Raw genomic sequence first — 19334 nt, 5'->3', positions numbered from 1 at the left:
CGCAACGCCATGCACGAGATTCAGATGACCCCTGATACGCAAATCGCCCCCGACATTCCCCAAGACAACTCCCAAGATGTCCCCGAGGGCTTCGAGCCGCTGTTCCGCAAGAGCCCGCTCACCGAGCCCTGGGAGCCGCTGTACCAGAAGAAGACCGAGCGGGCCGTTATCATCGGCCTGCGGCTGGCACGGCCGCACACCAACGGCCGCGGCCTGATCCATGGCGGGCTGATCGCGGCGCTCTCCGACAACGCGATGGGCTATAGCTGCGGCCAGGCAACCGGCTGGACCACCTCGTATGTGACGATCTCGCTCACGGTCGATTTCGTCGGCTCCGCCAATGTCGGGCAGTGGCTCGCGATCGAGAGCGATGTGATCAAGACCGGCAGCACGATCTGCTTCGCGCAGAGCCTGATCAAGGCCGACGGCGTCACGATCGCGCGCGCCAGCGGCACGTTCCGCGTGGTGCCGAAGAAGGCGCCCGCGAGCTAGGCGTCTCGCGCTAGCCGAAGTGCCAGTCGGTGATCTCGGTGACGAGATCGATGAAGGTCCGCACCTTGGCCGACAACAGCCGGGATGTCGGGTAGACGACATGGATCGGCACCGGCGGCTGCTCGAATTCGGCGAGCACGATCCTGAGCCGCTGCGCCTTCAGCGATTCGGCGGCCTGGTAGGCCATCACCCGAGTCAGCCCGCCGTCCTGCTCGGCGTACTGGATGGCAGCGTCCGAGCTGTTGCTGGTGAAGCGTGGCGTCGGCGTGATGCGGATCTCCTGGCCGTCCTCAACGAAGCGCCAATCCGGCGTCGCGGTCATCGCGCCGAACTGGATGGTGTCATGGGCGGTGAGGTCCGCCGGCCGCTTCGGCTCGCCGCGAAGCTTGAGATAGCCGGCCGAAGCCACCACGATGCGGCGCATCTGGCCGACATGCCGCGCCACCAGTGTCGAATCCGGCAAGTGCCCGAGCCTGACCGCGAGGTCGACGCCGTCCTCGACGAGGTTGATCCGGCGGTCCGACAGCCGCAGGTCGACGCCAACATCGGGATAGCGTTTGAGGTAGGCGGTCACGACCGGGCTGACATGGAGCCGCCCGAAGCCGAACGGCGCCGAGATCACCAAGCGGCCTTCGGGGCGGGTGCGCTCGCTCTCTACCGCGTCCTCGGCCTCCTCGACGTCGGCAAGGATCCGCCGCGCCCGCTCCAAATAGCGCGAGCCGGCGTCGGTCAGCGTCACCTGCCGCGTGGTCCGCTGCAGCAGCCGCGCACCGAGCCGCTCCTCCAGCGCCGCGATCAGCCGCGTGATGGCTGACGGAGACAGGCCGAGCTTGCGGGCGGCGGGGGCAAACCCCTCGAGGTCCGCCACCGCGACGAAGGCCTGCATGGCGTCGATCCGGTCCATGACACTATTGCATAATCGGCAACAGTGAAGTGTCAATTCCCAAGATTGCCTACGATCCGGAAATACCCACCTTAGCGGGCCGAGGACGGCCGCTTTGTCGCCCGTGGGCGGGAGGCTGAGATGTCAGAGGTTCGCAGCTATTCGAGCGATGTCGGGTTCACCCCGGCGGTGAAGGAAATTCAGACCCGCAAGGGCTCGCGCGAGACCTATGCCGAGGTCGAGGCCCATGGCGGCTGGCAAACCGAGGTCGACGAGAACCTCACCGCCTTCCTCGCCAACACCAACAGCTTCTATCTCGCCACCGCCTCGGCCGGCGGCCAGCCATACATCCAGCACCGCGGCGGGCCGAAGGGTTTCATCAAGGTGCTCGACAAGCACACCATCGCGTTCGCCGATTACAGCGGCAACCGGCAATTCATCACCCAGGGCAATCTCTCGGAGAACCCGAAGGCCTACATCTTCGTGATGAACTACGCGTACCGGCAGCGCGTGAAGATCTGGGGCGAGGCGCGGGTGGTTGAAGACGATCCGGCGCTGACCCGTTCGCTGATGCCGCAGGGCTATCGCGCGCGGCCCGAGCAGGTGATCCTGTTCAAGGTCGCGGCGTGGGACACCAACTGCCCGCAGCACATCCCACAGAAGTTCGATGCGGCCGATGTGGCCAGCGCGCTCGCCTCGCGCGACCAGCGCATCGCCGAGCTCGAGGCGGAGCTCGCCGCGTTGAAGGGCGAGCCCGCTCCAGCCCCAGCCGGTTAGGCCGCCTGCTGCTGCAGCGGCGCCCAGGCGAACTCCGGATAATATTGCTGCATCATCCGGCCGACATAGGCGGTGAGATTGTCGAATTTCTCGGTGCGCTCGCGCAGCGGCGAATCGAAGAACGGCGTCAGGATTCCCGCGAGCGCGCCGAACGCGGTGGCGTCGGTGCCGCACGGCGCGTTCCCCATCAGGTACGGCTTGTCGCCGAGCTGCACCGACAGCGCAAACAGCGAGCGGAGCGCGAGATCGACGTCCTCATCGGGTCCGTGGCGGCCAAGCCCGCTCAACAGATAGTTCTCGGCGACGCGGAACTGGGCGTCCTCGCGCATCTTGTCGCGCATGTGGTCGGGCGCGCCGTCGAAGAAATGCGCCGGCCCCTTGGCAAAATTGGTGTCGTCGACCCAGCGCGCGCCGACCAGCGCCCAGTAGACGTGATGCTCGATCATGCGCTCGAAGGCCCAGGCCTGCGCGCGCGCCTGCAAGCTCAGCGGCGCGTCGAAATCGAAGCCGTATTTGCCCTCGATATGGGCGCGGATGAAGGTCGAATCGGCGATCGTCTCGCCGTCATCGGCGATGAAGGGCAACTGGCCCTTGGGAGAGGCCGGCGGCGTCGCCTTCTCCTTGCGATACTCAAGCCCGGCCATCTTGAGCTGGACCTCGGTCTTGGTCACGAAGGGGCTGATTTCCGGCAAGCCGAAGCCCGTGCCAAAGCCAAAAAGCGTAATCATATGAAGCTCCCGATCGCCTGTGGTCGTGAATTGAAGCTAGCTGCCCCCTGCTGCCAGCATGGTGTCAGCAGTAGTGGCATTCAGTGTCGAGCGGGCCGACGGGCGCGAGGCGGCGAACCGCCTCGCGAACGCGCTTGACCAGCCGTGCCCGCCCGTAGGACCAGGCGGCACTGATCGACTGTGCGACCAGAGCGACCAGGGCCCAGCGCAGGTCGCCGGAGGTGGAGTAGACCGTGACCAGCTGTTCCAGCGCGAAGCTCTGCGCCTGCCGGAAACCGAGTTCATCAAGATTCGTCATGGACAAATTCCCTTCACTTGAGGTGTTGTCCTGCTATAGCCCCCACCTGCTGCCAACATGCTGTCAGCAGCAGTGACAGGGGGCACGAAAAGCCGACGCGCCGAGAGCCTGCGAGACCCGTCAAGACACTCGTCAAGACAGCTGCCAAAACGACTGCCAACAGAGCGACCAAGAGAGCGACCAAGAGAATTGCCATGAGACGCGCCGACCGGCTGTTTCAGATCATCCAGGTGCTCCGCCGCACCCGTAAGCCTTTGACCGCGGATGCGATCGCAGCCGAACTCGAGACATCGAAGCGGACCATCTATCGCGACATCGCCAGCCTGATCGAGCAGCGGGTGCCGATCCGCGGCGAGGCCGGCATGGGCTACATCCTGGAGAAGGGTTTTGACCTGCCGCCCTTGATGCTGACACCCGACGAGATCGAGGCCTGCGTGCTCGGCGCGCAATGGGTGGTCGGTCACGCCGATCCGGCATTGGCGCGCGCGGCCGAGGACCTGATGGCCAAGATCGCCGAGACCGTGCCCGACCGCCTGCGGCCATTCGTGCTGGAGCCGGCAAGCCGCGCCCGCTCCGCCTGGAACCGGGAGCCCGACCGCATCGACATGGTCAGGACCCGCAGCCAGATCCACGAAGGCAAGAAGATCACGCTCAACTATCGCGACGAGCATGGCCGCGATAGCGAGCGCACGATCTGGCCGATCGCGGTCGGCTATCACGAGGCGGTGCGGCTGCTCGCCGCCTGGTGCGAGCTGCGCAAGGATTTCCGCAGCTTCCGCACCGACCGCGTGGTCACCGCTGTTTATCACGACGAGAAATATCCGGAGCGGCGCGACCTGCTCAGGGCGCGCTGGCGGCGCAGCCTGGTGTGGGAAGCACCGAGGGACACCTGATGACCGGCAACGCGATCGACGCGGCGGACGCGAGCCCCTGCCAGTCCTGCGGCGCCTGCTGCAGCTATTCGGTGAACTGGCCGCGCTTCACGGTGGAAGACGACGCGCAGCTCGATCTGATCCCAGCGCAATTCGTCAACGCGCGACAATCAGGGATGCGCTGCGAGGGCGACCGCTGCTCGGCGCTGTCAGGCCGGGTGGGCGAAGCAACGCGCTGCGAGGTCTATGCGGTGCGGCCGGAGGTGTGCCGAACCTGTCTGCCGGGCGACGCAGAATGCGCGATGGCACGGCGCCGGCACGGGCTGCCGCTCATCCCGAGCGCGCAGCCGGATTGAGCACGGCTCCTTTATTTGCGCATGATCTCCGCGCAAACGCGTTCCGCGTTTGTCGCGAGGGAAAACCGGTTTCCACTTTTCCGGATCATGCTTAAGCCGTCACAGTCACCGTCTCGCTGACGTCCTCGTCGTCGAGTTCGTCATCGACAACAGGCGCGAAGCTCGACAGCGGCTTGGTCGACAGCGTGATCGGCTTGCGGCCGCCATGCGATACGGTCGCAACACGGGCCGGCTCACGCGACAATGCGTACAGCGTCGACCCGACGCGGCCGCCGGAATTGACCAGTTCCCATTCGCTGCAGCTCGACGCAATCGCCACCGCGAGTGCGTGCAGATGGCTGCGGCGATAGCAGAACAGCGCGAGCATCGCCCTGACGTCGGGCGCGACATTGGCAACCAGCAGCGTAAGCCCGTTCGGATTGGCGCGGTACATCTGGCCGAGCAGGTCGTCCGCAACTGGGCAGGCATCGTTCTCGAACGCGTCGCGGCTTGAAAACATTTGCAAATCCCCCTCGATCGGGAAGATGCCGCGCAATCCTCTAACGAAAGGTTAACCACGGCCTCCGGTCGCCTCCGGGGGCCCTTGCCCGTTGCACGCGAATCACATCCGCCCGCCGCTGGAGCGTTTCCAAGCGAAGTGGATACCGGTCGCGTGAGGAGAGCGCGTCAAAACAAGAATCCAGAGCCCCCTTCCGATTCCATCGGAATGGAAGCGGCTCTTGCGGCCCGGTCATGGTCTGAAATGTAGGAGGAAGCGTCCGCGCGCCGCTCAGTTCGCGGCCATGTAGATCGACAGCGCGAATCCGGTGAGGTGGTGCAGCGCCTGGTCGACCCCGATCAGGGTCCAGAACCAGGGATGGCCGGACTCCAGCGTCACGCCGAAATGCGAGGCGCAGATGCCCTTGCAGCGATCGACGATGATGTGGATCACGAAGTCCACGAAGGCGACGTACCAGAAGCGCGGCGCCACCACCAGGATCAGCGCCAGCGCGACCGCGAGATGGACCAGGCAATGCGCGAGCAGCGGCATGGCCCAGCCGGTCTTCTGATCCTTGCCGATCGCCATCCAGGCGTTCTGCAGCATGAAGTCAGCGATGATGTGCTTTGCGGTGAGAAGCAACATCCATCCCACCAGGGCACCAACCGACACCGACGATGACATGGAAGGAAACAACAAGCTGACGCCCTTTTACTTCGATGAATGTGATTGCAAGAAATCCGGGTCAGGCCGTCAGCACAATTCCGCAAAGCGGAGCTTGTGTCATTTATGACATCTCCGGCGGCGGAATGCACCTGCGGTCCCCCGAAAATCACATCTGGGTTCGGACGTCGATAGTGGCGATGGTCATGTGGCATCGCGGCGCAGGTCAATCGGGATTAAGGTTACGGCGGGTGGCCGGTTTGCATTCCCGCCGCGGAGGTATATCGTCGGCGGCACAGGAAATTTTCTTTCTTTTATAGTCATTTACGGATTCATCGGGCAGCGCCGCGCCGTTGCGGCAACGGGCCGTCCCGGACGGGTGATCAGCCATGAGTGCCGAAGCCCCCGCGCCTTCGCCAGTGCTGCCGCGACCACGCCCTCCGGTCGCCAAGAGCAACCGCGCGCAGATCATCATCTTCACCATGCTGACGCTGTTCTTGAGCGCGATCACCGTGATCGGCGGCCGGGTCTGGCTGCGCAATTCGGAAACGCTGGTGTTCGCGGTCGGCGATGCCAACGGCCCGGAGGCCAAATTCGCCGCCCGCCTCGCCACCGTGCTGAAAAACAATTCGTCGCGGCTGCGGCTGAAGATCGCGCCGAACCCCGACAACGCCAAGGCGCTGGTGCAGTTCGATCGTCGCGCCGCAACGCTTGCGATCCTGCGCACCGATGCCAAGGTACCGCCGCGCGCCCGCGCCATCGCGATCCTCGAGCATGATGTGGTGCTGGTGCTGAGCCCCGGCGGCAAGAAGATCAAGTCGCTGACCGAACTGAAGAGGAGGAAGATCGCAGTCGTCGGCGACGGCGAGAACAGCGTCAATTTCGTCCGCAGCGCGCTGGAGATTTCCGACAGCCCGGATGCGGCGCAGCGGGTGCAGCAGGCGCCGCCGAACACGCCGTTCGACAAATTGTTCGCTTCGGGCTTCGCCGCCGTGGTCGTGATCGAACATGCCTCGAAGATCATCAAGGACAAGACCTACGAGCAATATGCCAAGCGCGCCGGCGGCTTCACCTTGAACGCGATCGACGAGGCCAAGGCGCTGGCGCGCAAATATCCGGCGATCTCGGAGGAGACGATCTCGACCGGCATGCTGTCGTCCTCGCCGGCGATCCCCGACGACGACGTGGACAGCATTGGGCTGGAATGGCTGCTGGTCGCGCAATCCTCGATGTCCACGACCACGGCGGCCGAGCTCGCGCGCATCGTCTATGAGAACAAGTCCGAGCTCGCGCTCGACGACGGCTTCGCCTCCAAGATCGAGCCGGCGGCGACCGACAAGGACGCCTTCATCGTCGCCCATCAGGGCGCGGCCGAATACATCAATGACGATACCAAATCGTTCATGGATCGCTACAGCGACGTGATGTATCTCGGCGCCGCCGCGCTCAGCATCATCGGCTCGATCTTCGCTGCGATCTACACCAAGATCACCCGCGTCGCGCCGGAGAAGGCCAGCGAACTGGCGGGCCGGATCCTCGACATCGGCGAGCGCGTCGAGCACACCACCTGCGCCGAGCATCTCGACGAATTGCAGGACGAGCTCGAGGCGATCCTGCGCGGCGCGGTGATCGGCTTGCGCGACGGCACCGTTTCCGGCGACGGCCTCGACACCTTCAAGCTCGGCTACGAGTTGGTCCGCGACGAGATCGCGCTGCGCCGCGACCATCTCAAGCGCCACCCACCGGCAGTCGATGATAATCTCGTGGTTGTGAAGACCGCGAACGGGTGAGGCGGTCGCGCCACATCCGCCACTGTCGTCCTGGCGAAAGCCAGGACCCATTGCCACTGCTTTCGGTGCTGAACGGGATCGCGGCCCCGGCGCTGCGCAACAATTTGCATTTGGGGTAATGGGTCCTGGCTTTCGCCAGGACGACACTGCGTACCGGCTAGGACGAGCGGCCGCATATCAAGCGGTGAGTCGGCTCGGACGGCGCGTAACAAAGCTCTAGCTCCGTCATCCTGAGGAGCGCGCAGCGCGTCTCGAAGGATGCACGGCCACAGTCAGGCCGTCGACCCTTCGAGGGCCGCTAAAGAAGCGGCCACCTCAGGGTGACGGTCCACGTTCTCCACGTCATTGCAAGCGAGAATGTCTGCACTCTTACGGCGCCGCCGCCGGCACCCGCGCGCGAATCTCTGCGATCTTGCGCTTCAGCGAGGCCTGCCGCGGATCGGGCATGATGGCGGCGCGGGCCTCGGTGATGGCGGCGGCAAGATCGGGAAGCGCGAGCACGCCGTCGAAGGTCGGTTTGACCAGTCCGTCGATGATCACGTGCCAGTCCGCGATGCCCTGGCGATAGGGATCGCCGTAGCCCTGGATCATGGTCGCGGTCTGCACAATCGCTGAGACCGCGCCCGGCTGCTTGGTCAAGCTGCGATCGATCATGTGCAGCCAGCGCTCGACCCAGATGCGTTCCTTGGCGTAGCGCCCCGAGAACAGCCGCCAGCGCTTCAGGCCGGCCTCGATCCGGAGCCGGCGAACGCTGAAGCGGGTGTTGGCGCTGAAACGGATCGAGACCCGGCGGCGGCGCCAGCCGAGCCGGTCGAGCACGGCAAGCACCGGATCGGCGACCATCTCCGGCAGGGCGTCGATCAACTCGTCGAGGCGGAGTTTCTTGACGTCGTCGGCCGAGCGCGCCGCAAGGCCGCCCGCCGCGTTGACTTCGCCGAGCTTGAGCTGCGCGATGCGGATCGCGTCCTCATAGGCCATGCGCTCGGCCATCAGCCGCGCGATCTCGGCAAGCAGGGCGTCGTCAACGCCGCGGCGGCCGACGAAGCGTTTGAGCCGGTCGATGTAGAGCTGGGCGTAGCTCGTGCTCTGATAGGCGATCAACAGATGGATGGCATCGGTGACCGCGGGCCCGAGGTGGTCCGGGCAGGCGTCGGGCAGCACCGGCGGCCCCTCGTCCTCATCGCCGATGATATCGGCAAAGAGGTAACGAAGCGAAGCCAGCAGACTGTCGTCATCCGGCACTGCGGCGCCTCCAGAACTCGTCGCGGGGCTCATGCAGGTTTTGGCTCCGCGACCTGTGGGGTGGCGTGCTGCGCGAGCCGCTGCTCGAGCGTCGAGATATTCTCGAACAGGCGGGCGCTGAACAGACGCAGGAGGTAGAAGCCGAACGCCGGGTTCTGAACGTAAAGCTGCTCGACCTGGTCATAGGTCACCGACAGCACCATGCCGGTTTCGACGCACTCCAGCGTCTGGGTGCGGGTGTTCGACGGCGACAGCATGCCAAACTCGCCGACCAGGGCGCCGACCGGCAGCTCGATGCCGGATTCGACCAGGCGGAAGCGGCCGCTGACAATGTAGAACATGCTGTCGGCCTTCTCGTCCTTGTAGAACAGGACTTCGCCCGCGGTGCATTTGCGCTCCGTCGTGAATGGCCTCAGCCAGTCCATCGACAGATCGCTGTTGACCGATTTCTTCACGTTGCGGACCAGTTGCAGCATCTGGTGCAGACGATAGGTGTTCACCGGCAGCAGCACGGCATGCAGAATCAGCGTCGCGTAATTATGGGTCGGGACGGCGGTCGCGATCAGGATGATGTTGGTCAGGATGGCAAAGACGCGCAACGGGATCATGGTCCGCATCGACAGCGTGGCGACCACGAAGATCGATGCGAAGAAACTGCCGGCGGCGCCGGCGTGCTCCGCGAGATGTGAGGTATCCATCGGAAACCAACCAATTTCTCAAGAAGTGAACAAGATCGCCTTATTAGTCGCTTCATTCCGGCCGAGGTCGCATCGGTGACCAGCATCCCTGATATACGGTGAAAAAGCGACGATTTGTCTGATTTCTCACATTCGCGGGCGCAAAAACGGGCCAACATGGTTAGGCCATTCGTCCAACATTTGGGACTTTCGCCGCGACCATCCCGCCACCGCCTGCGCGTTGACGGCCTCAACCGGGAGAGGCACGTTGTGACACAGGCTCCGCCATTCGCAGGGGCGCCTCAATTCCAGTAGTTCAGCGACAGGCAAGCTCCGTTCCGATGTCCAAGCCGATCGTCCTTCCGGCCTTGACGCGCTTCGTTTCCGCCACCGCCGGCCGCAACATGACCACGGCGGCCTATGTCGCGGTCACGGTCGGTGTCGCCATGATGACGCTGCTGACGGTCGCGCCGGCCTATGACACGGTCCCGCACTGGGTCGATGCGCTGCTGTGGGCCTGCCTTGCCTATTTCGTGTTCGAATGGCTGGTGCGGCTGCGGCACATGCGGCGGCAGGACAAGCTCTGGTTCTACGCGCTGTCAAGCGCTGGCGTCGTCGATGCGGTCGGTGCGCTGGCGGTGCCATTGGCCCTGCTCAGCGGCATCGAGCCGAAAACCGCATGGCTGCTCGGTGTGCTCTGGATGCTCAAGGTGGTGCCAGGCATTCCCGGCCTGCGCCAGCTCCGGCGCGTGCTCGTGGTGGAATCCGGCCCGCTGCTCAGCGTGCTGGTGATCTTCCTGATGGTGGTGTTCCTGGCCTCCGTCGCCGAATACTTCCTGGAGCGGGACGTCCAGCCGCAGACCTTCGGCAGCGTGCCGGCGGCGCTGTGGTGGGCGGTGGTGACGCTGACCACGACAGGCTATGGCGACGTGGTGCCGATCACCCCGCTCGGCCGCATGGTCGCTGCCATGGTGATGATCTCGGGCCTCGGCGTGTTCGGGCTGTGGACCGGTATTCTGGCGACCGGCTTTGCCGCGGAAACCCGCCGCGACAATTTTCTGAGAACCTGGGAGACCGTCAGCAAGGTGCCGTTCTTCGCGCATCTCGGCCCGGCCGCGATCGCCGACGTCACCCAGGTGCTGCGGACCATGGACCTGCCGCCGCGCACCATGATCATCCGCAAGGACACCAATGGCGACTGCATGTATTTCGTCGCCGCCGGCGAGGTGGAGGTCGACCTGCCCGGACGCAAGGTGAAGCTCGGCGAAGGCGCATTCTTCGGCGAGATGGCGCTGCTCGGCAACGCCAAGCGGGGCGCCAGCGTCTCGACCAGCAAGGTGACCCGGCTGTTGGTGCTTGACCTCGTCGATTTCCGCCTGTTGATGGCAAGGCATCCCGATCTCGCCGAGACCATCGACGCCGAGGCGAAGCGGCGCGAACGTGAGAACCAATGATGGAGACCAAGATGGCCGACGCGGCCAACACCGCCAGCGGACCCGTGCTAGAAATCGCGGGCGCACGCGCCACGATCCGCCTCAACCGGCCGAAGCATCTCAACCGCCTGCAGGCCGAGGATCTCGGCGAGCTGGTCAGGCTGTTCGACCGGATCGAGGCCGATCCCGCGATCCGCGTGCTGGTGCTGACCGGAACCGGCCGCGCGTTCTCCGCCGGCTACGACCTCAACTCGGTGGCCGAGCGCGCGGTGAGCGAGAGCGAGCAGCAAAGTGCGGGCTCAGCGTTCGAGGTGGTGGTGAACCGGCTCGAGGATCTGAGCGTGCCGACGATCTGCCGGCTCAATGGCGGGGTCTATGGCGGCTCGACCGACCTGGCGCTCGCCTGCGACTTCCGCATCGGCGTCGATACCGCGGAGATGTTCATGCCGGCGGCGCGGCTCGGGCTGCACTATTACAAGAGCGGCATCCGGCGCTACGTCACACGGCTCGGGGTCGACAACGCCAAGCTGCTGTTCCTGACCGCGCAGAAGATCACAGCGCCGGAGATGCTGCGGATCGGCTACCTCACCGCGATGGTGTCGCTCGACCTGCTCGACGAAGAGGTCGACAAGCTCGCCACGATCCTGGCCGGCAATGCTCCGAAGGCGATGGCCGGCATGAAACGCGCGATCAACGAATTCGCCCGCGGCGAGCTGGATGAGGCCGCCGCCGACCAGCGCCACAGCGACAGCATGCACGGCGATGAGATCAAGGAAGGCATCAAAGCGTTCGCCGAGAAGCGGGCGCCGAGGTTTTAGCGGACCCTTCGCGCTCTAACTACCGTCACCCTGAGGAGGCCGCGAAGCGGCCGTCTCGAAGGGTCGACGGCCCGGCTGGTGGCCGATTCATCCTTCGAGGCTCGCTGCGCTCGCACCTCAGGATGACGGGACTGGGAGGATGCACCGATGCTTCACCCTCCCCTGGAGGGGGAGGGTCGGCTCACATGGAGCGCAGCGGAATGTGAGACGGGGTGGGGTGATCTCTCAACGCGGGCAGTGCCCGATTGGAGAGACTTTCACCCCACCTCGCCGCTCATTTCATTCGCGTCGATCCTCCCCCTCCAGGGGAGGATAAAAAGCGTCACGCCCGCTTCGACCGCATCGCGCGCGTCTGCGCAATCTCCGGATCACCGGCCAGCGCCTGATAACGCTTGCTGTCGACGGCGTAGATTGCGATGCGGCCGTCGGCGTCGGCGTGAACGCCCCAGCCGAAACGCTTGCCGAGCGGCGAGGCGCGCATGCAGGCCTGGCCGCGCGAGAAGAACGTCTCGCGGGCGAGGCTGCGCGCCTTCTTCGCCGCCTTCGCATCGAGCGCGCGGCCGGCCGACGAGGTCGCGAACACCACGTCGTCGGAGGTGTATCTGTAGGGCGCTCCGGCGATCATCCGGTATTGCAGCACGGCAACCGTCGGCTGACCGCCACGCAGCTGCGGCTCCTCGCCGCGCTGCGCCGGGCAATCCTCGGCGACGCGGATCAGGGTGTTGAAGCAGTTGGTGCTGTACAGGGGTTTCGCCATCGGCACGATCCGTATCACACTCCGGCGGCGGCTGCATGCTGCGCCGCCATCTCGTCGTCGGCCTTCGAGATCCGGATGAAAGCCGGGCGCGCGGCGATGCGTTCGGAATAGCGGACGAAGACGTCCCTTTTCGGCACGATGCCGAACATCATGGTCCAACTGAACGCGATGCCCCAAAGGATGTCCGCCGCCGTGATCTCTTCGCCGAGCAGATAGGGCCCCTTTGCGAGCTGCGCCTCGAGCGTGCCCAGCATGGTGTCGTAATCGGCGTAGGGCGACTGCGTGATCGGCGCCGGCTCGCGCTTCATGAAATGGTCGATCACCGCCGGCTCGAACGAGGCGCCGTAATAGGCGATCCAGCGCAGATAGGGGCCGCGGCGCGGGTCGTTCAGCGCGGGCGTCAGGCCCGCCTGCGGGAACAGATCGGCAAGGTAGATGAAGATCGCGACCTGCTCGGTCACCAGCGCATCGCGATGACGGATCGCCGGCACCTTGCCGAGCGGATTGATCGCGAGATAGGCGTCCTTGCGCTGCTCTGCCGCCTTCATGTTGAGGATATGCAAATCATAAGGCGCGCCGAGTTCCTCCAGCAGCACGCGGGTGCCGGTGGCGCGGCTCTGCGGCGAGTAATACAGCGTGACGCGGTCGGTGGGGGCAACGGTGGTCATCAGCGGGTCTCCTTGCGCCGTCAGGGGCGTGGCCTCCTTATGTGCGCCTATACCTGACATCTTGTGTCAGGTATGATCGTTCCATGCGCGCGAGCCGGCTGTTTTCCATCCTCACCACCCTGCAGGCACGGGGACAGGTCACCGCACCCGAGCTGGCCGAAGCCTGCGAGGTCTCGGTGCGCACGATCTATCGCGACATCGATGCGCTCTCGGCCGCCGGCGTCCCCGTCTATGCCGACCGCGGCGCCGAGGGCGGCTATCGCCTGCTCGACGGCTATCGGGTGCGGCTCAACGGGCTGTCGCAGGGCGAGGCCGAGGCGCTGTTCATGGCCGGCCTGCCCGGCCCCGCCGCCGCACTCGGCCTCGATGTCGCGATGGCGGCGGCGCAGACCAAGCTGATGGCGGCGCTGCCGGAGAATCTTCGCCCCAACGCGCGGGGCATGCAGCAGCGCTTCCATCTCGACGCGCCGGGTTGGTTCGGCGAGACCGAGGAGCCGAAGCATCTGCGCGCCATTGCAGCCTCGGTGCTGCGCGAGACCCTGATCGAGATCCGCTACCAGAGCTGGAAGGCCGAGAAGCGGCGGCGCGTGGCGCCGCTCGGCCTCGTGCTGAAGGGCGGCAGCTGGTATCTCGCCGGCCTCGTCGACGGCAATGTGCGCACCTACCGGGTCGCGCGGGTGCTGGATTGCACCGCACTGGAGACGCCGTTCGCGCGGCCGGGGGAGTTCGATCTCGCCACCTACTGGCGCGCCTCGATCGCGCGGCTCGAGGCCGAGCTGCATCCGAACGAGGCCACGGTGCGGCTGTCGCCGTTGGGGCTGCAACTGTTCGATGCGCTGGCCCACCCTTACGTGAAGGCGCGGATGCGGCTTGCTGAAGCCGCCGACACCGACGGCTGGCGGATCGCCACCATGCCGGTCGGTAAGACGGTGTGGCACGCCGCCTCCGAATTGCTGCGGCTCGGCGCCGAGGCCGAGGTGATCGCGCCCGCGGAGTTGCGCGAGAAGATGGCGGAGCTGGCGGGCGCGATGGCCGCGCGCTATGTGGACGCGCCGTCGCGCCGCGCGGCCCGGCGTTAATAGCGGCTGTCGGAGTTGATGACGAAGCGATCGAGAAAGTTGACGGGCAAGATCTCGAACCGGTCGAGCGTGAGCGTAATCCCGGTCACGAAGTCGACGCCCTTGATCGTGCCCTCGAGGTCGATCCGCCGGCCGCGGCGCAGGCCGCGTGTTTCCGGATGTTGCTCGATGTCGATATAGGCATAGATCGGGTTGTCGAGCCGGGAATGGCGATGCCAGCCGCGTTGCAGGAAGCTGAATTGCAGCACGGAGCCCGCGCCCCAGTCGATCGCATCGAAGAAGCGGGTCTGCCAGGCGACGGGCTGTCCCAAGTAATGCGCGGCGATGAACGCGTCGCGCTCAAGCGCAGGCAGACGGTGCAGTTGCCAGCTGATCTCCGCCGGCGTCAGGGAGGCGTTATTCGCCATTGTTGTTCTAGTCGTTCTTCTTGTCGTTTCTTCTTGTCCTCGGCGGGAGGGTGAACCGACCTTCCCGCCTTGAGGAAACTATACATCCACAAATGTGACAGTATCCGCCACAGTTGCGCGCGACGTGCGGTAGCTGTTCACCTTGTGCGCATGATCCGCATAGCCGAACGAGATACCGCAGACAACCCGGCGATCCCCAGCCAGGTTGAAATGGCGGCGGATCAGGCCGGAATGGCGCGCGATCGCGGCCTGCGGGATGGTGCCGAGCCCGAGCGCCTGGGCGGCGAGCATGAAGTTCGAGACATAGCCGCCGCAATCGATCGCACCGTAGATGCCGAGCGGCTCGTTGGTATGGATCACGGCAATGTGCGGGGCGCCGAAGAAATTGTAGTTCTCCAGCGCCTGTTTGGCGTAAGCGACCCTGTCGCCGCGCGCGATGCCGAGCGTGTTGTAGAGCTGGAACCCGCTCTCGCGGCGGCGCTCCAGATAGACCCCGACATATTCGCGCGGCGGCGTGAAGTCGTAGTCCTCGCCGAGGCCGCGCGAAGCCTCGGCATAGATCGCCTTGCGAAAGCGCTCCTTGGCCTCGCCGGAGACGATCAGGACCTCCCAGGGCTGACTGTTGCACCACGACGCGGTGCGCTGTGCGGTCGTCAGGATGTGCTCGATGACGTCGCGCGGCACCTCGCGCGGCTGGAACGCGCGCACCGAGTAGCGCTCGTTGAGCAGGCTTTGGAGTACGTCAATGCGTTCTTGTTGGTTCACTGCAGCGTCCATTGCGCATCCCATTGTCTGCGTAGGGTGGGTTAGCCAAAGGCGTAACCCACCGCCTCTATCGCACGTGGTTGATAGCCAATGGTGGGTTACGCTTCGCTAACCCACCCTACGTTCCCCTAACGCCCCTTGGTCGGGATCTTGTTGTAGGGCACGTCCTTGTCGACGCGGATATCGCCCGGCAGGCCGAGCACGCGCTCGGCGATGATGTTGCGCAGGATCTCGTCGGTGCCGCCGGCGATACGCATTGAGGGCGACGACAGCAGCATCTGCTGGAACTGGCCGTTGGCCTGCTCCTCATCGGTGCCGGTGAGGCTGCCCGCGGCGCCCTCGAGGTCCATCGCGTAGGTCGCGATGTCCTGCAGCATCAGGCCGGAGACGAGCTTGCCGATGGAGTTCTCTGGGCCCGGACGCTCGCCCTTCGACAGCGCCGAGATCGCGCGGTAGCTGGTGTATTTCAGCCCGCTCGCCTTCACTGCCCAGCTCGCAAGCTTGGAGCGCACCGCCGGATCGTCGATCGCGAGGCCATCCTCCAGCATCAGATTGGAGCAGAACTCGAACATTTCAGGGACACCGGTCGCGAGCCGCGATCCGATCGACATGCGCTCGTTCATCAGCGTGGTCAGCGACACGCTCCAGCCCTCGCCGACCGTACCGAGGCGCTGGCTGTCCGGAATCACGACGTCGGTGAAATAGACCTCATTGAACTCCTGCATGCCGTTGGCCTGCTTGATCGGCCTGACCTCGACGCCCGGGCTCTTCATGTCGAGGAAGAACATGGTGAGGCCCTTGTGCTTGGGCACATTCGGATCGGTGCGCGCGATCAGAAGGCCGTAGTCGGAGTAATGCGCGCCGGAGGTCCAGATCTTCTGGCCGTTGACGACCCAGTTGTCGCCCTTCTTCTCGGCGCGGGTGCGCAGGCCGGCGACGTCGGAGCCGGCCGACGGCTCGGAGAACAGCTGGCACCAGATCTCCTCACCGGAGGCGAGCCTTGGCAGATAACGGCGCTTGGCGTCTTCAGAGCCCCAGGCCATCACGGTCGGGCCGCACATGCCCTCGCCGATCTGGAACGGCTGGGTCAGCTTGCCGTAGACGCCCTCTTCCTGCTGCCAGATCACACGCTCGATCGGGGTGGCGCCGCGGCCGCCATATTCCTTCGGCCAGTGCAGGCAGGCCCAGCCGCCCTCGGCCTTCTTCTTCTGCCAGGCCTTGCCGACCTCGACCATGTCGTGCTTGGCGAGCCTGATGCGGCCGAGCGAGGATTTTGACAACTCCTCCTCGAACTCCTTCGGAGCATTGGCCGCGATCCACTGGCGCGCGATCTTGCGGAATTCGGCTTCCTGCGGCGTGTCATCGAAATTCATGGCGAACCTCTTTTTTTGCGTAGGGTGGGTTAGCCGAAGGCGTAACCCACCGATTCCATCGAAACGTTGTTGCGAAATGGCGGGTTACGCTGCGCTAACCCGCCCTACGATTTTCTATGCTCGACCCTTGGTCGGGATCTTGTTGAAGGGAACGTCCTTGTCGACCCGGATGTCGCCGGGCAGGCCCAGCACGCGCTCGGCGATGATGTTGCGCATGATCTCGTCGGTGCCGCCCTCGACGCGGGTACCCGGCGCGCGCAGCAGCATCGCCTGGAACTTGCCGGCGACCTCGGCATCCTCGGGCCCGTTGAGCGCACCGGCGGCGCCTTGCAGGTCGAGCGCGTAGGTTGCGACGTCCTGGATCATCGAGCCGGCGACCAGCTTGCCGATCGAGTTCTCGGGCCCCGGGCGTTCACCACGGGAGAGCGCGGAGATCGCGCGCATGCTGGTGTATTTCAGCCCGCTCGCCTTCACCGCCCAGTTCGCGAGCTTCGCGCGCACCGCGCGGTTCTCGATCGCGGGGCCATCCTCCAGCATCAGGCTGTTGCAGAAGTCGAACAGCTCGGGGAAGCCGGTGGCAACGCCCGCACCGATCGACATGCGCTCGTTCATCAGCGTCGTCAGCGACACGTTCCAGCCGTCATTGACATTGCCAAGCCGCTGCGAGTCCGGAATGCGCACGTCGGTGAAATAGACCTCGTTGAAGTCGGAGGCGCCGCTCGCCTGCTTGATCGGCCTGACCTCGACGCCCGGGCTCTTCATGTCCAGGAAGAACATGGTGAGGCCCTTGTGCTTCGCGACATTGGGATCGGTGCGAGTCAACAGGATGCCGTAGTCGGAATAATGCGCGCCCGAGGTCCAGATCTTCTGGCCATTGATCACCCATTCGTCACCCTGCTTCTCGGCGCGGGTGCGCAGGCCTGCAACGTCGGAGCCGCCGGCCGGTTCGGAGAACAGCTGGCACCAGACCTTTTCGCCGGAGGCCAGCGGCGGCAGATATTTGCGCTTCTGCTCCTCGCCGGCGAACGCCATCATGGTCGGGCCGCACATGCCGTGGCCGATGATGAACATCGAGCTGAGGCGGCCGAACGGGCCCTCCTCCTGCTGCCAGATCACGCGCTCGATCGGTGACGAACCGCGGCCGCCATACTCCTTCGGCCAGTGCAGGCAGGCCCAGCCGGCATCGGCCTTCTTCTTCTGCCAGGCCTTGGCGACCTCGAGAATGTTGGCGCCCTTGAGCTGCACGCGGCCGAGCGAGGCCTTGCGCAGCTCGTCCTCATATTGCTTCGGCGCATTGGCCGCGATCCAGGCTTTCGCCTCGGCGCGGAATGCGGCCTCCTGCGGGGTGTCGTCGAAATTCATGACGGTTCTCTTTCGGTCATTCCGGGGCGAAGCGGAGCTTCGAACCCGGAATCTAGAGGCTATTTTCTCATCTCGAGATTCCGGGTTCGCGACTTCGTCGCGCCCCGGAATGACGCGCTAGGTTACGCCGCGTTCTTCTTGCGCATGCGGTCGATCAGCGCGTCTTCCCAATAGGACAGGCTGCCGAGGCCGAGTGCCACCGCATTGGCGCGGCGATAGTACATGTGGCAGTCGAACTCCCAGGTGAAGCCCATGCCGCCATGGACCTGGATGTTGTTCTTGGCGCAGTGCTGGAACGCCTGCGTCGCGCTGATGCGCGCGGCAGCGGCCGCTTCCGGCAGTTCGCCGGCATTGGTCGAGAGCGCCCAGGCGCCGTAATAGCAGTTCGAGCGCGCCAGCGTCGCCGACACATACATGTCGGCCAGCATGTGCTTGACCGCCTGGAACGAGCCGATCGGACGGCCGAACGCGATGCGGTCGAGCGCATAGTCGCGGCCCATTTCGAGCGCGCGGTCGGCACCACCGACCTGCTCGAACGCCATCAACACGGCTGCACGATCCAGCACCTGGGTGATGACGCTCCAGCCCTCGCCGGCCGCGCCGAGCGGCTCGGCCTTCGCGTCCTTGAAGGTGATCTCGGCCTGGCCGCGGGTCAGATCGATGTTGGTCAGCGACTTGACCGCGACACCGCCGGCCTTGAGATCGACGATGAACAAGGAAATATCAGACTCGCGCCCACTCGAACCGGCGCGCGCGGCCACCACGGCGAAATCGGCGATCGCACCATCAGCAACCGGCTTCTTGACGCCATTGAGCACGCCGCCATTGGCCGTGACCTTGACCGCCTTCGGCGACGGGTTGCCCTTGCCCTCGAACAGCGCCAGCGTGCCGATGGCATCGCCGGAGGCGATCTTCGGCAGCCACTTCTGCTTCTGCATGTCACTGCCTGCGATCAGGATCGCCTCGGCCGCAAGATACACGGTGGAGGAGAACGGCACTGGCGCCAGCGCGCGGCCCATTTCTTCCGCGATCACGCAGAGCTCGAGATGGCCGGCACCCGCGCCGCCGAACTTCTCCGGGATCGCGACGCCGAGGAAGCCCATCTCGGCGAGGCCCTTCCACAGCGCCTTGTCGTAGGGCACCTTGCCATCGAGCACCTCGCGCACAGCCTTGGGCGGGCACTGCTCGGCGAGGTACTTCCGCGCCTCGTCACGCATCTGCTTCTGTTCGTCGGAGAAATCGAAATTCATGGCGGCTACCTTTTTCTTGCGGTCACTTGTTCTTCGTTATTCCCCGATGCGCAATTGCGCATCTGAGGGCGCGACGAAGTCGCGAGCCCGGAATCCATCGGGCTCCGGACTCGCTGCAAAATGGATTCCGGGTTCGCGCTTCGCGCGCCCCGGAATGACGTGTTGA

General features: G+C 65.1%; 22 protein-coding genes. 8 read left to right on the top strand and 14 right to left on the bottom strand.

Annotated features, from left to right (window positions below):
• Positions 1 to 24: 24 nt before the first annotated feature.
• Complete coding sequence (locus tag AAFG13_RS29805) at positions 25 to 492, top strand: PaaI family thioesterase (RefSeq protein ID WP_342709039.1); 468 nt, start codon at positions 25 to 27, stop codon at positions 490 to 492.
• A 10-nt stretch (positions 493 to 502) separates the two neighbouring features.
• On the opposite strand, the gene AAFG13_RS29800 is transcribed toward AAFG13_RS29805, so the two are convergent.
• Positions 503 to 1396, bottom strand: a complete 894-nt coding sequence (locus AAFG13_RS29800) for a LysR family transcriptional regulator (RefSeq protein ID WP_342709038.1) — start codon at positions 1394 to 1396, stop codon at positions 503 to 505.
• Between the two features lie 120 nt (positions 1397 to 1516).
• Here AAFG13_RS29800 and AAFG13_RS29795 point away from each other — a divergent pair, with 120 nt between their 5' ends.
• Complete coding sequence (locus AAFG13_RS29795; protein ID WP_212311741.1) at positions 1517 to 2152, top strand: pyridoxamine 5'-phosphate oxidase family protein; 636 nt, start codon at positions 1517 to 1519, stop codon at positions 2150 to 2152.
• Here the strand turns inward: AAFG13_RS29795 and AAFG13_RS29790 are convergent.
• Complete coding sequence (locus tag AAFG13_RS29790; RefSeq protein WP_212311742.1) at positions 2149 to 2880, bottom strand: glutathione S-transferase family protein; 732 nt, start codon at positions 2878 to 2880, stop codon at positions 2149 to 2151. The genes AAFG13_RS29795 and AAFG13_RS29790 overlap by 4 nt on opposite strands.
• A gap of 64 nt (positions 2881 to 2944) precedes the next feature.
• On the bottom strand, positions 2945 to 3178 hold the full coding sequence (locus AAFG13_RS29785) for a hypothetical protein (RefSeq protein WP_212311743.1): 234 nt from the start codon (positions 3176 to 3178) through the stop codon (positions 2945 to 2947).
• 194 nt (positions 3179 to 3372) lie between these two features.
• Here AAFG13_RS29785 and AAFG13_RS29780 point away from each other — a divergent pair, with 194 nt between their 5' ends.
• Positions 3373 to 4071 carry a YafY family protein gene (locus AAFG13_RS29780; protein WP_028336549.1) on the top strand — a complete coding sequence of 233 codons (699 nt, stop codon included), beginning with the start codon at positions 3373 to 3375 and terminating at the stop codon, positions 4069 to 4071.
• Positions 4071 to 4406 (top strand): YkgJ family cysteine cluster protein, encoded by a 336-nt coding sequence (locus tag AAFG13_RS29775; RefSeq protein WP_342709037.1) that lies wholly within the window; start codon positions 4071 to 4073, stop codon positions 4404 to 4406. Before AAFG13_RS29780 ends, AAFG13_RS29775 begins: the two co-directional genes overlap by 1 nt.
• A 91-nt stretch (positions 4407 to 4497) precedes the next feature.
• Here AAFG13_RS29775 and AAFG13_RS29770 read toward each other — a convergent pair whose 3' ends face one another.
• The gene (locus AAFG13_RS29770) at positions 4498 to 4905 is read right to left on the bottom strand and encodes a hypothetical protein (protein ID WP_212311745.1); all 408 of its coding nucleotides are present in this window, start codon (positions 4903 to 4905) and stop codon (positions 4498 to 4500) included.
• A gap of 270 nt (positions 4906 to 5175) precedes the next feature.
• Complete coding sequence (locus tag AAFG13_RS29765) at positions 5176 to 5529, bottom strand: DUF3307 domain-containing protein (RefSeq protein ID WP_083991990.1); 354 nt, start codon at positions 5527 to 5529, stop codon at positions 5176 to 5178.
• Between the two features lie 407 nt (positions 5530 to 5936).
• On the opposite strand from AAFG13_RS29765, the gene AAFG13_RS29760 reads away from it, so the two are divergent.
• On the top strand, positions 5937 to 7337 hold the full coding sequence (locus AAFG13_RS29760; RefSeq protein WP_212311746.1) for a TAXI family TRAP transporter solute-binding subunit: 1401 nt from the start codon (positions 5937 to 5939) through the stop codon (positions 7335 to 7337).
• Positions 7338 to 7706: 369 nt separating this feature from the next.
• Here AAFG13_RS29760 and AAFG13_RS29755 read toward each other — a convergent pair whose 3' ends face one another.
• Positions 7707 to 8612, bottom strand: a complete 906-nt coding sequence (locus AAFG13_RS29755) for a DUF6537 domain-containing protein (RefSeq protein ID WP_342709036.1) — start codon at positions 8610 to 8612, stop codon at positions 7707 to 7709.
• Positions 8609 to 9277: a Crp/Fnr family transcriptional regulator gene (locus AAFG13_RS29750; protein ID WP_176528717.1), complete on the bottom strand. Its 669-nt coding sequence runs from the start codon at positions 9275 to 9277 to the stop codon at positions 8609 to 8611. The genes AAFG13_RS29755 and AAFG13_RS29750 overlap by 4 nt, the downstream gene beginning before the upstream one ends.
• Before the next feature lie 320 nt (positions 9278 to 9597).
• Between AAFG13_RS29750 and AAFG13_RS29745 the strand changes: the two genes are divergently transcribed.
• Positions 9598 to 10710, top strand: coding sequence for a cyclic nucleotide-gated ion channel (locus AAFG13_RS29745; protein WP_212311748.1), 1113 nt, complete (start codon positions 9598 to 9600; stop codon positions 10708 to 10710).
• Between the two features lie 11 nt (positions 10711 to 10721).
• A complete protein-coding gene (locus tag AAFG13_RS29740) occupies positions 10722 to 11507 on the top strand; it encodes an enoyl-CoA hydratase/isomerase family protein (RefSeq protein WP_342713424.1) in 786 nt (261 codons plus the stop codon).
• 322 nt (positions 11508 to 11829) lie between these two features.
• Here AAFG13_RS29740 and AAFG13_RS29735 read toward each other — a convergent pair whose 3' ends face one another.
• Both AAFG13_RS29735 and AAFG13_RS29730 read right to left on the bottom strand, forming a co-directional pair.
• On the bottom strand, positions 11830 to 12264 hold the full coding sequence (locus tag AAFG13_RS29735; RefSeq protein ID WP_342709035.1) for a DUF6157 family protein: 435 nt from the start codon (positions 12262 to 12264) through the stop codon (positions 11830 to 11832).
• Between the two features lie 14 nt (positions 12265 to 12278).
• Positions 12279 to 12932, bottom strand: coding sequence for a glutathione S-transferase family protein (locus AAFG13_RS29730; protein ID WP_212311750.1), 654 nt, complete (start codon positions 12930 to 12932; stop codon positions 12279 to 12281).
• A gap of 83 nt (positions 12933 to 13015) precedes the next feature.
• Between AAFG13_RS29730 and AAFG13_RS29725 the strand changes: the two genes are divergently transcribed.
• On the top strand, positions 13016 to 14011 hold the full coding sequence (locus AAFG13_RS29725) for a YafY family protein (RefSeq protein ID WP_342709034.1): 996 nt from the start codon (positions 13016 to 13018) through the stop codon (positions 14009 to 14011).
• Here the strand turns inward: AAFG13_RS29725 and AAFG13_RS29720 are convergent.
• The 5 genes from AAFG13_RS29720 to AAFG13_RS29700 form a co-directional block, all read right to left on the bottom strand.
• Positions 14008 to 14418, bottom strand: a complete 411-nt coding sequence (locus tag AAFG13_RS29720; protein ID WP_342709033.1) for a hypothetical protein — start codon at positions 14416 to 14418, stop codon at positions 14008 to 14010. The two genes, AAFG13_RS29725 and AAFG13_RS29720, sit on opposite strands and share 4 nt — an antisense overlap.
• A 78-nt stretch (positions 14419 to 14496) precedes the next feature.
• Positions 14497 to 15195 carry a nitroreductase gene (locus AAFG13_RS29715; RefSeq protein WP_342709032.1) on the bottom strand — a complete coding sequence of 233 codons (699 nt, stop codon included), beginning with the start codon at positions 15193 to 15195 and terminating at the stop codon, positions 14497 to 14499.
• Positions 15196 to 15311: 116 nt separating this feature from the next.
• Positions 15312 to 16556 (bottom strand): acyl-CoA dehydrogenase, encoded by a 1245-nt coding sequence (locus AAFG13_RS29710; RefSeq protein ID WP_342709031.1) that lies wholly within the window; start codon positions 16554 to 16556, stop codon positions 15312 to 15314.
• 114 nt (positions 16557 to 16670) lie between these two features.
• Positions 16671 to 17918, bottom strand: a complete 1248-nt coding sequence (locus AAFG13_RS29705) for an acyl-CoA dehydrogenase (protein ID WP_342709030.1) — start codon at positions 17916 to 17918, stop codon at positions 16671 to 16673.
• A gap of 122 nt (positions 17919 to 18040) precedes the next feature.
• Entirely contained in the window at positions 18041 to 19168 is a 1128-nt protein-coding gene (locus tag AAFG13_RS29700; RefSeq protein WP_342709029.1) for an acyl-CoA dehydrogenase family protein, read from the bottom strand.
• Between the last annotated feature and the right edge of the window lie 166 nt (positions 19169 to 19334).

Origin of the sequence: Bradyrhizobium sp. B124 (genome assembly GCF_038967635.1) — a bacterium.
Lineage (GTDB): Bacteria > Pseudomonadota > Alphaproteobacteria > Rhizobiales > Xanthobacteraceae > Bradyrhizobium.
This window is presented reverse-complemented; position numbering and strand designations above follow the sequence as displayed.

Excerpts from the sequence above, each read along its gene's own strand:
- AAFG13_RS29805 (WP_342709039.1), top strand. The coding sequence starts at position 25 with ATGACCCCTGATACGCAAATCGCCCCCGACATTCCCCAAGACAACTCC.
- AAFG13_RS29800 (WP_342709038.1), bottom strand. The coding sequence starts at position 1,396 with ATGGACCGGATCGACGCCATGCAGGCCTTCGTCGCGGTGGCGGACCTC.
- AAFG13_RS29795 (WP_212311741.1), top strand. The coding sequence starts at position 1,517 with ATGTCAGAGGTTCGCAGCTATTCGAGCGATGTCGGGTTCACCCCGGCG.
- AAFG13_RS29790 (WP_212311742.1), bottom strand. The coding sequence starts at position 2,880 with ATGATTACGCTTTTTGGCTTTGGCACGGGCTTCGGCTTGCCGGAAATC.
- AAFG13_RS29785 (WP_212311743.1), bottom strand. The coding sequence starts at position 3,178 with ATGACGAATCTTGATGAACTCGGTTTCCGGCAGGCGCAGAGCTTCGCG.
- AAFG13_RS29780 (WP_028336549.1), top strand. The coding sequence starts at position 3,373 with ATGAGACGCGCCGACCGGCTGTTTCAGATCATCCAGGTGCTCCGCCGC.
- AAFG13_RS29775 (WP_342709037.1), top strand. The coding sequence starts at position 4,071 with ATGACCGGCAACGCGATCGACGCGGCGGACGCGAGCCCCTGCCAGTCC.
- AAFG13_RS29770 (WP_212311745.1), bottom strand. The coding sequence starts at position 4,905 with ATGTTTTCAAGCCGCGACGCGTTCGAGAACGATGCCTGCCCAGTTGCG.
- AAFG13_RS29765 (WP_083991990.1), bottom strand. The coding sequence starts at position 5,529 with ATGTTGCTTCTCACCGCAAAGCACATCATCGCTGACTTCATGCTGCAG.
- AAFG13_RS29760 (WP_212311746.1), top strand. The coding sequence starts at position 5,937 with ATGAGTGCCGAAGCCCCCGCGCCTTCGCCAGTGCTGCCGCGACCACGC.
- AAFG13_RS29755 (WP_342709036.1), bottom strand. The coding sequence starts at position 8,612 with ATGAGCCCCGCGACGAGTTCTGGAGGCGCCGCAGTGCCGGATGACGAC.
- AAFG13_RS29750 (WP_176528717.1), bottom strand. The coding sequence starts at position 9,277 with ATGGATACCTCACATCTCGCGGAGCACGCCGGCGCCGCCGGCAGTTTC.
- AAFG13_RS29745 (WP_212311748.1), top strand. The coding sequence starts at position 9,598 with ATGTCCAAGCCGATCGTCCTTCCGGCCTTGACGCGCTTCGTTTCCGCC.
- AAFG13_RS29740 (WP_342713424.1), top strand. The coding sequence starts at position 10,722 with ATGGCCGACGCGGCCAACACCGCCAGCGGACCCGTGCTAGAAATCGCG.
- AAFG13_RS29735 (WP_342709035.1), bottom strand. The coding sequence starts at position 12,264 with ATGGCGAAACCCCTGTACAGCACCAACTGCTTCAACACCCTGATCCGC.
- AAFG13_RS29730 (WP_212311750.1), bottom strand. The coding sequence starts at position 12,932 with ATGACCACCGTTGCCCCCACCGACCGCGTCACGCTGTATTACTCGCCG.
- AAFG13_RS29725 (WP_342709034.1), top strand. The coding sequence starts at position 13,016 with ATGCGCGCGAGCCGGCTGTTTTCCATCCTCACCACCCTGCAGGCACGG.
- AAFG13_RS29720 (WP_342709033.1), bottom strand. The coding sequence starts at position 14,418 with ATGGCGAATAACGCCTCCCTGACGCCGGCGGAGATCAGCTGGCAACTG.
- AAFG13_RS29715 (WP_342709032.1), bottom strand. The coding sequence starts at position 15,195 with ATGGACGCTGCAGTGAACCAACAAGAACGCATTGACGTACTCCAAAGC.
- AAFG13_RS29710 (WP_342709031.1), bottom strand. The coding sequence starts at position 16,556 with ATGAATTTCGATGACACGCCGCAGGAAGCCGAATTCCGCAAGATCGCG.
- AAFG13_RS29705 (WP_342709030.1), bottom strand. The coding sequence starts at position 17,918 with ATGAATTTCGACGACACCCCGCAGGAGGCCGCATTCCGCGCCGAGGCG.
- AAFG13_RS29700 (WP_342709029.1), bottom strand. The coding sequence starts at position 19,168 with ATGAATTTCGATTTCTCCGACGAACAGAAGCAGATGCGTGACGAGGCG.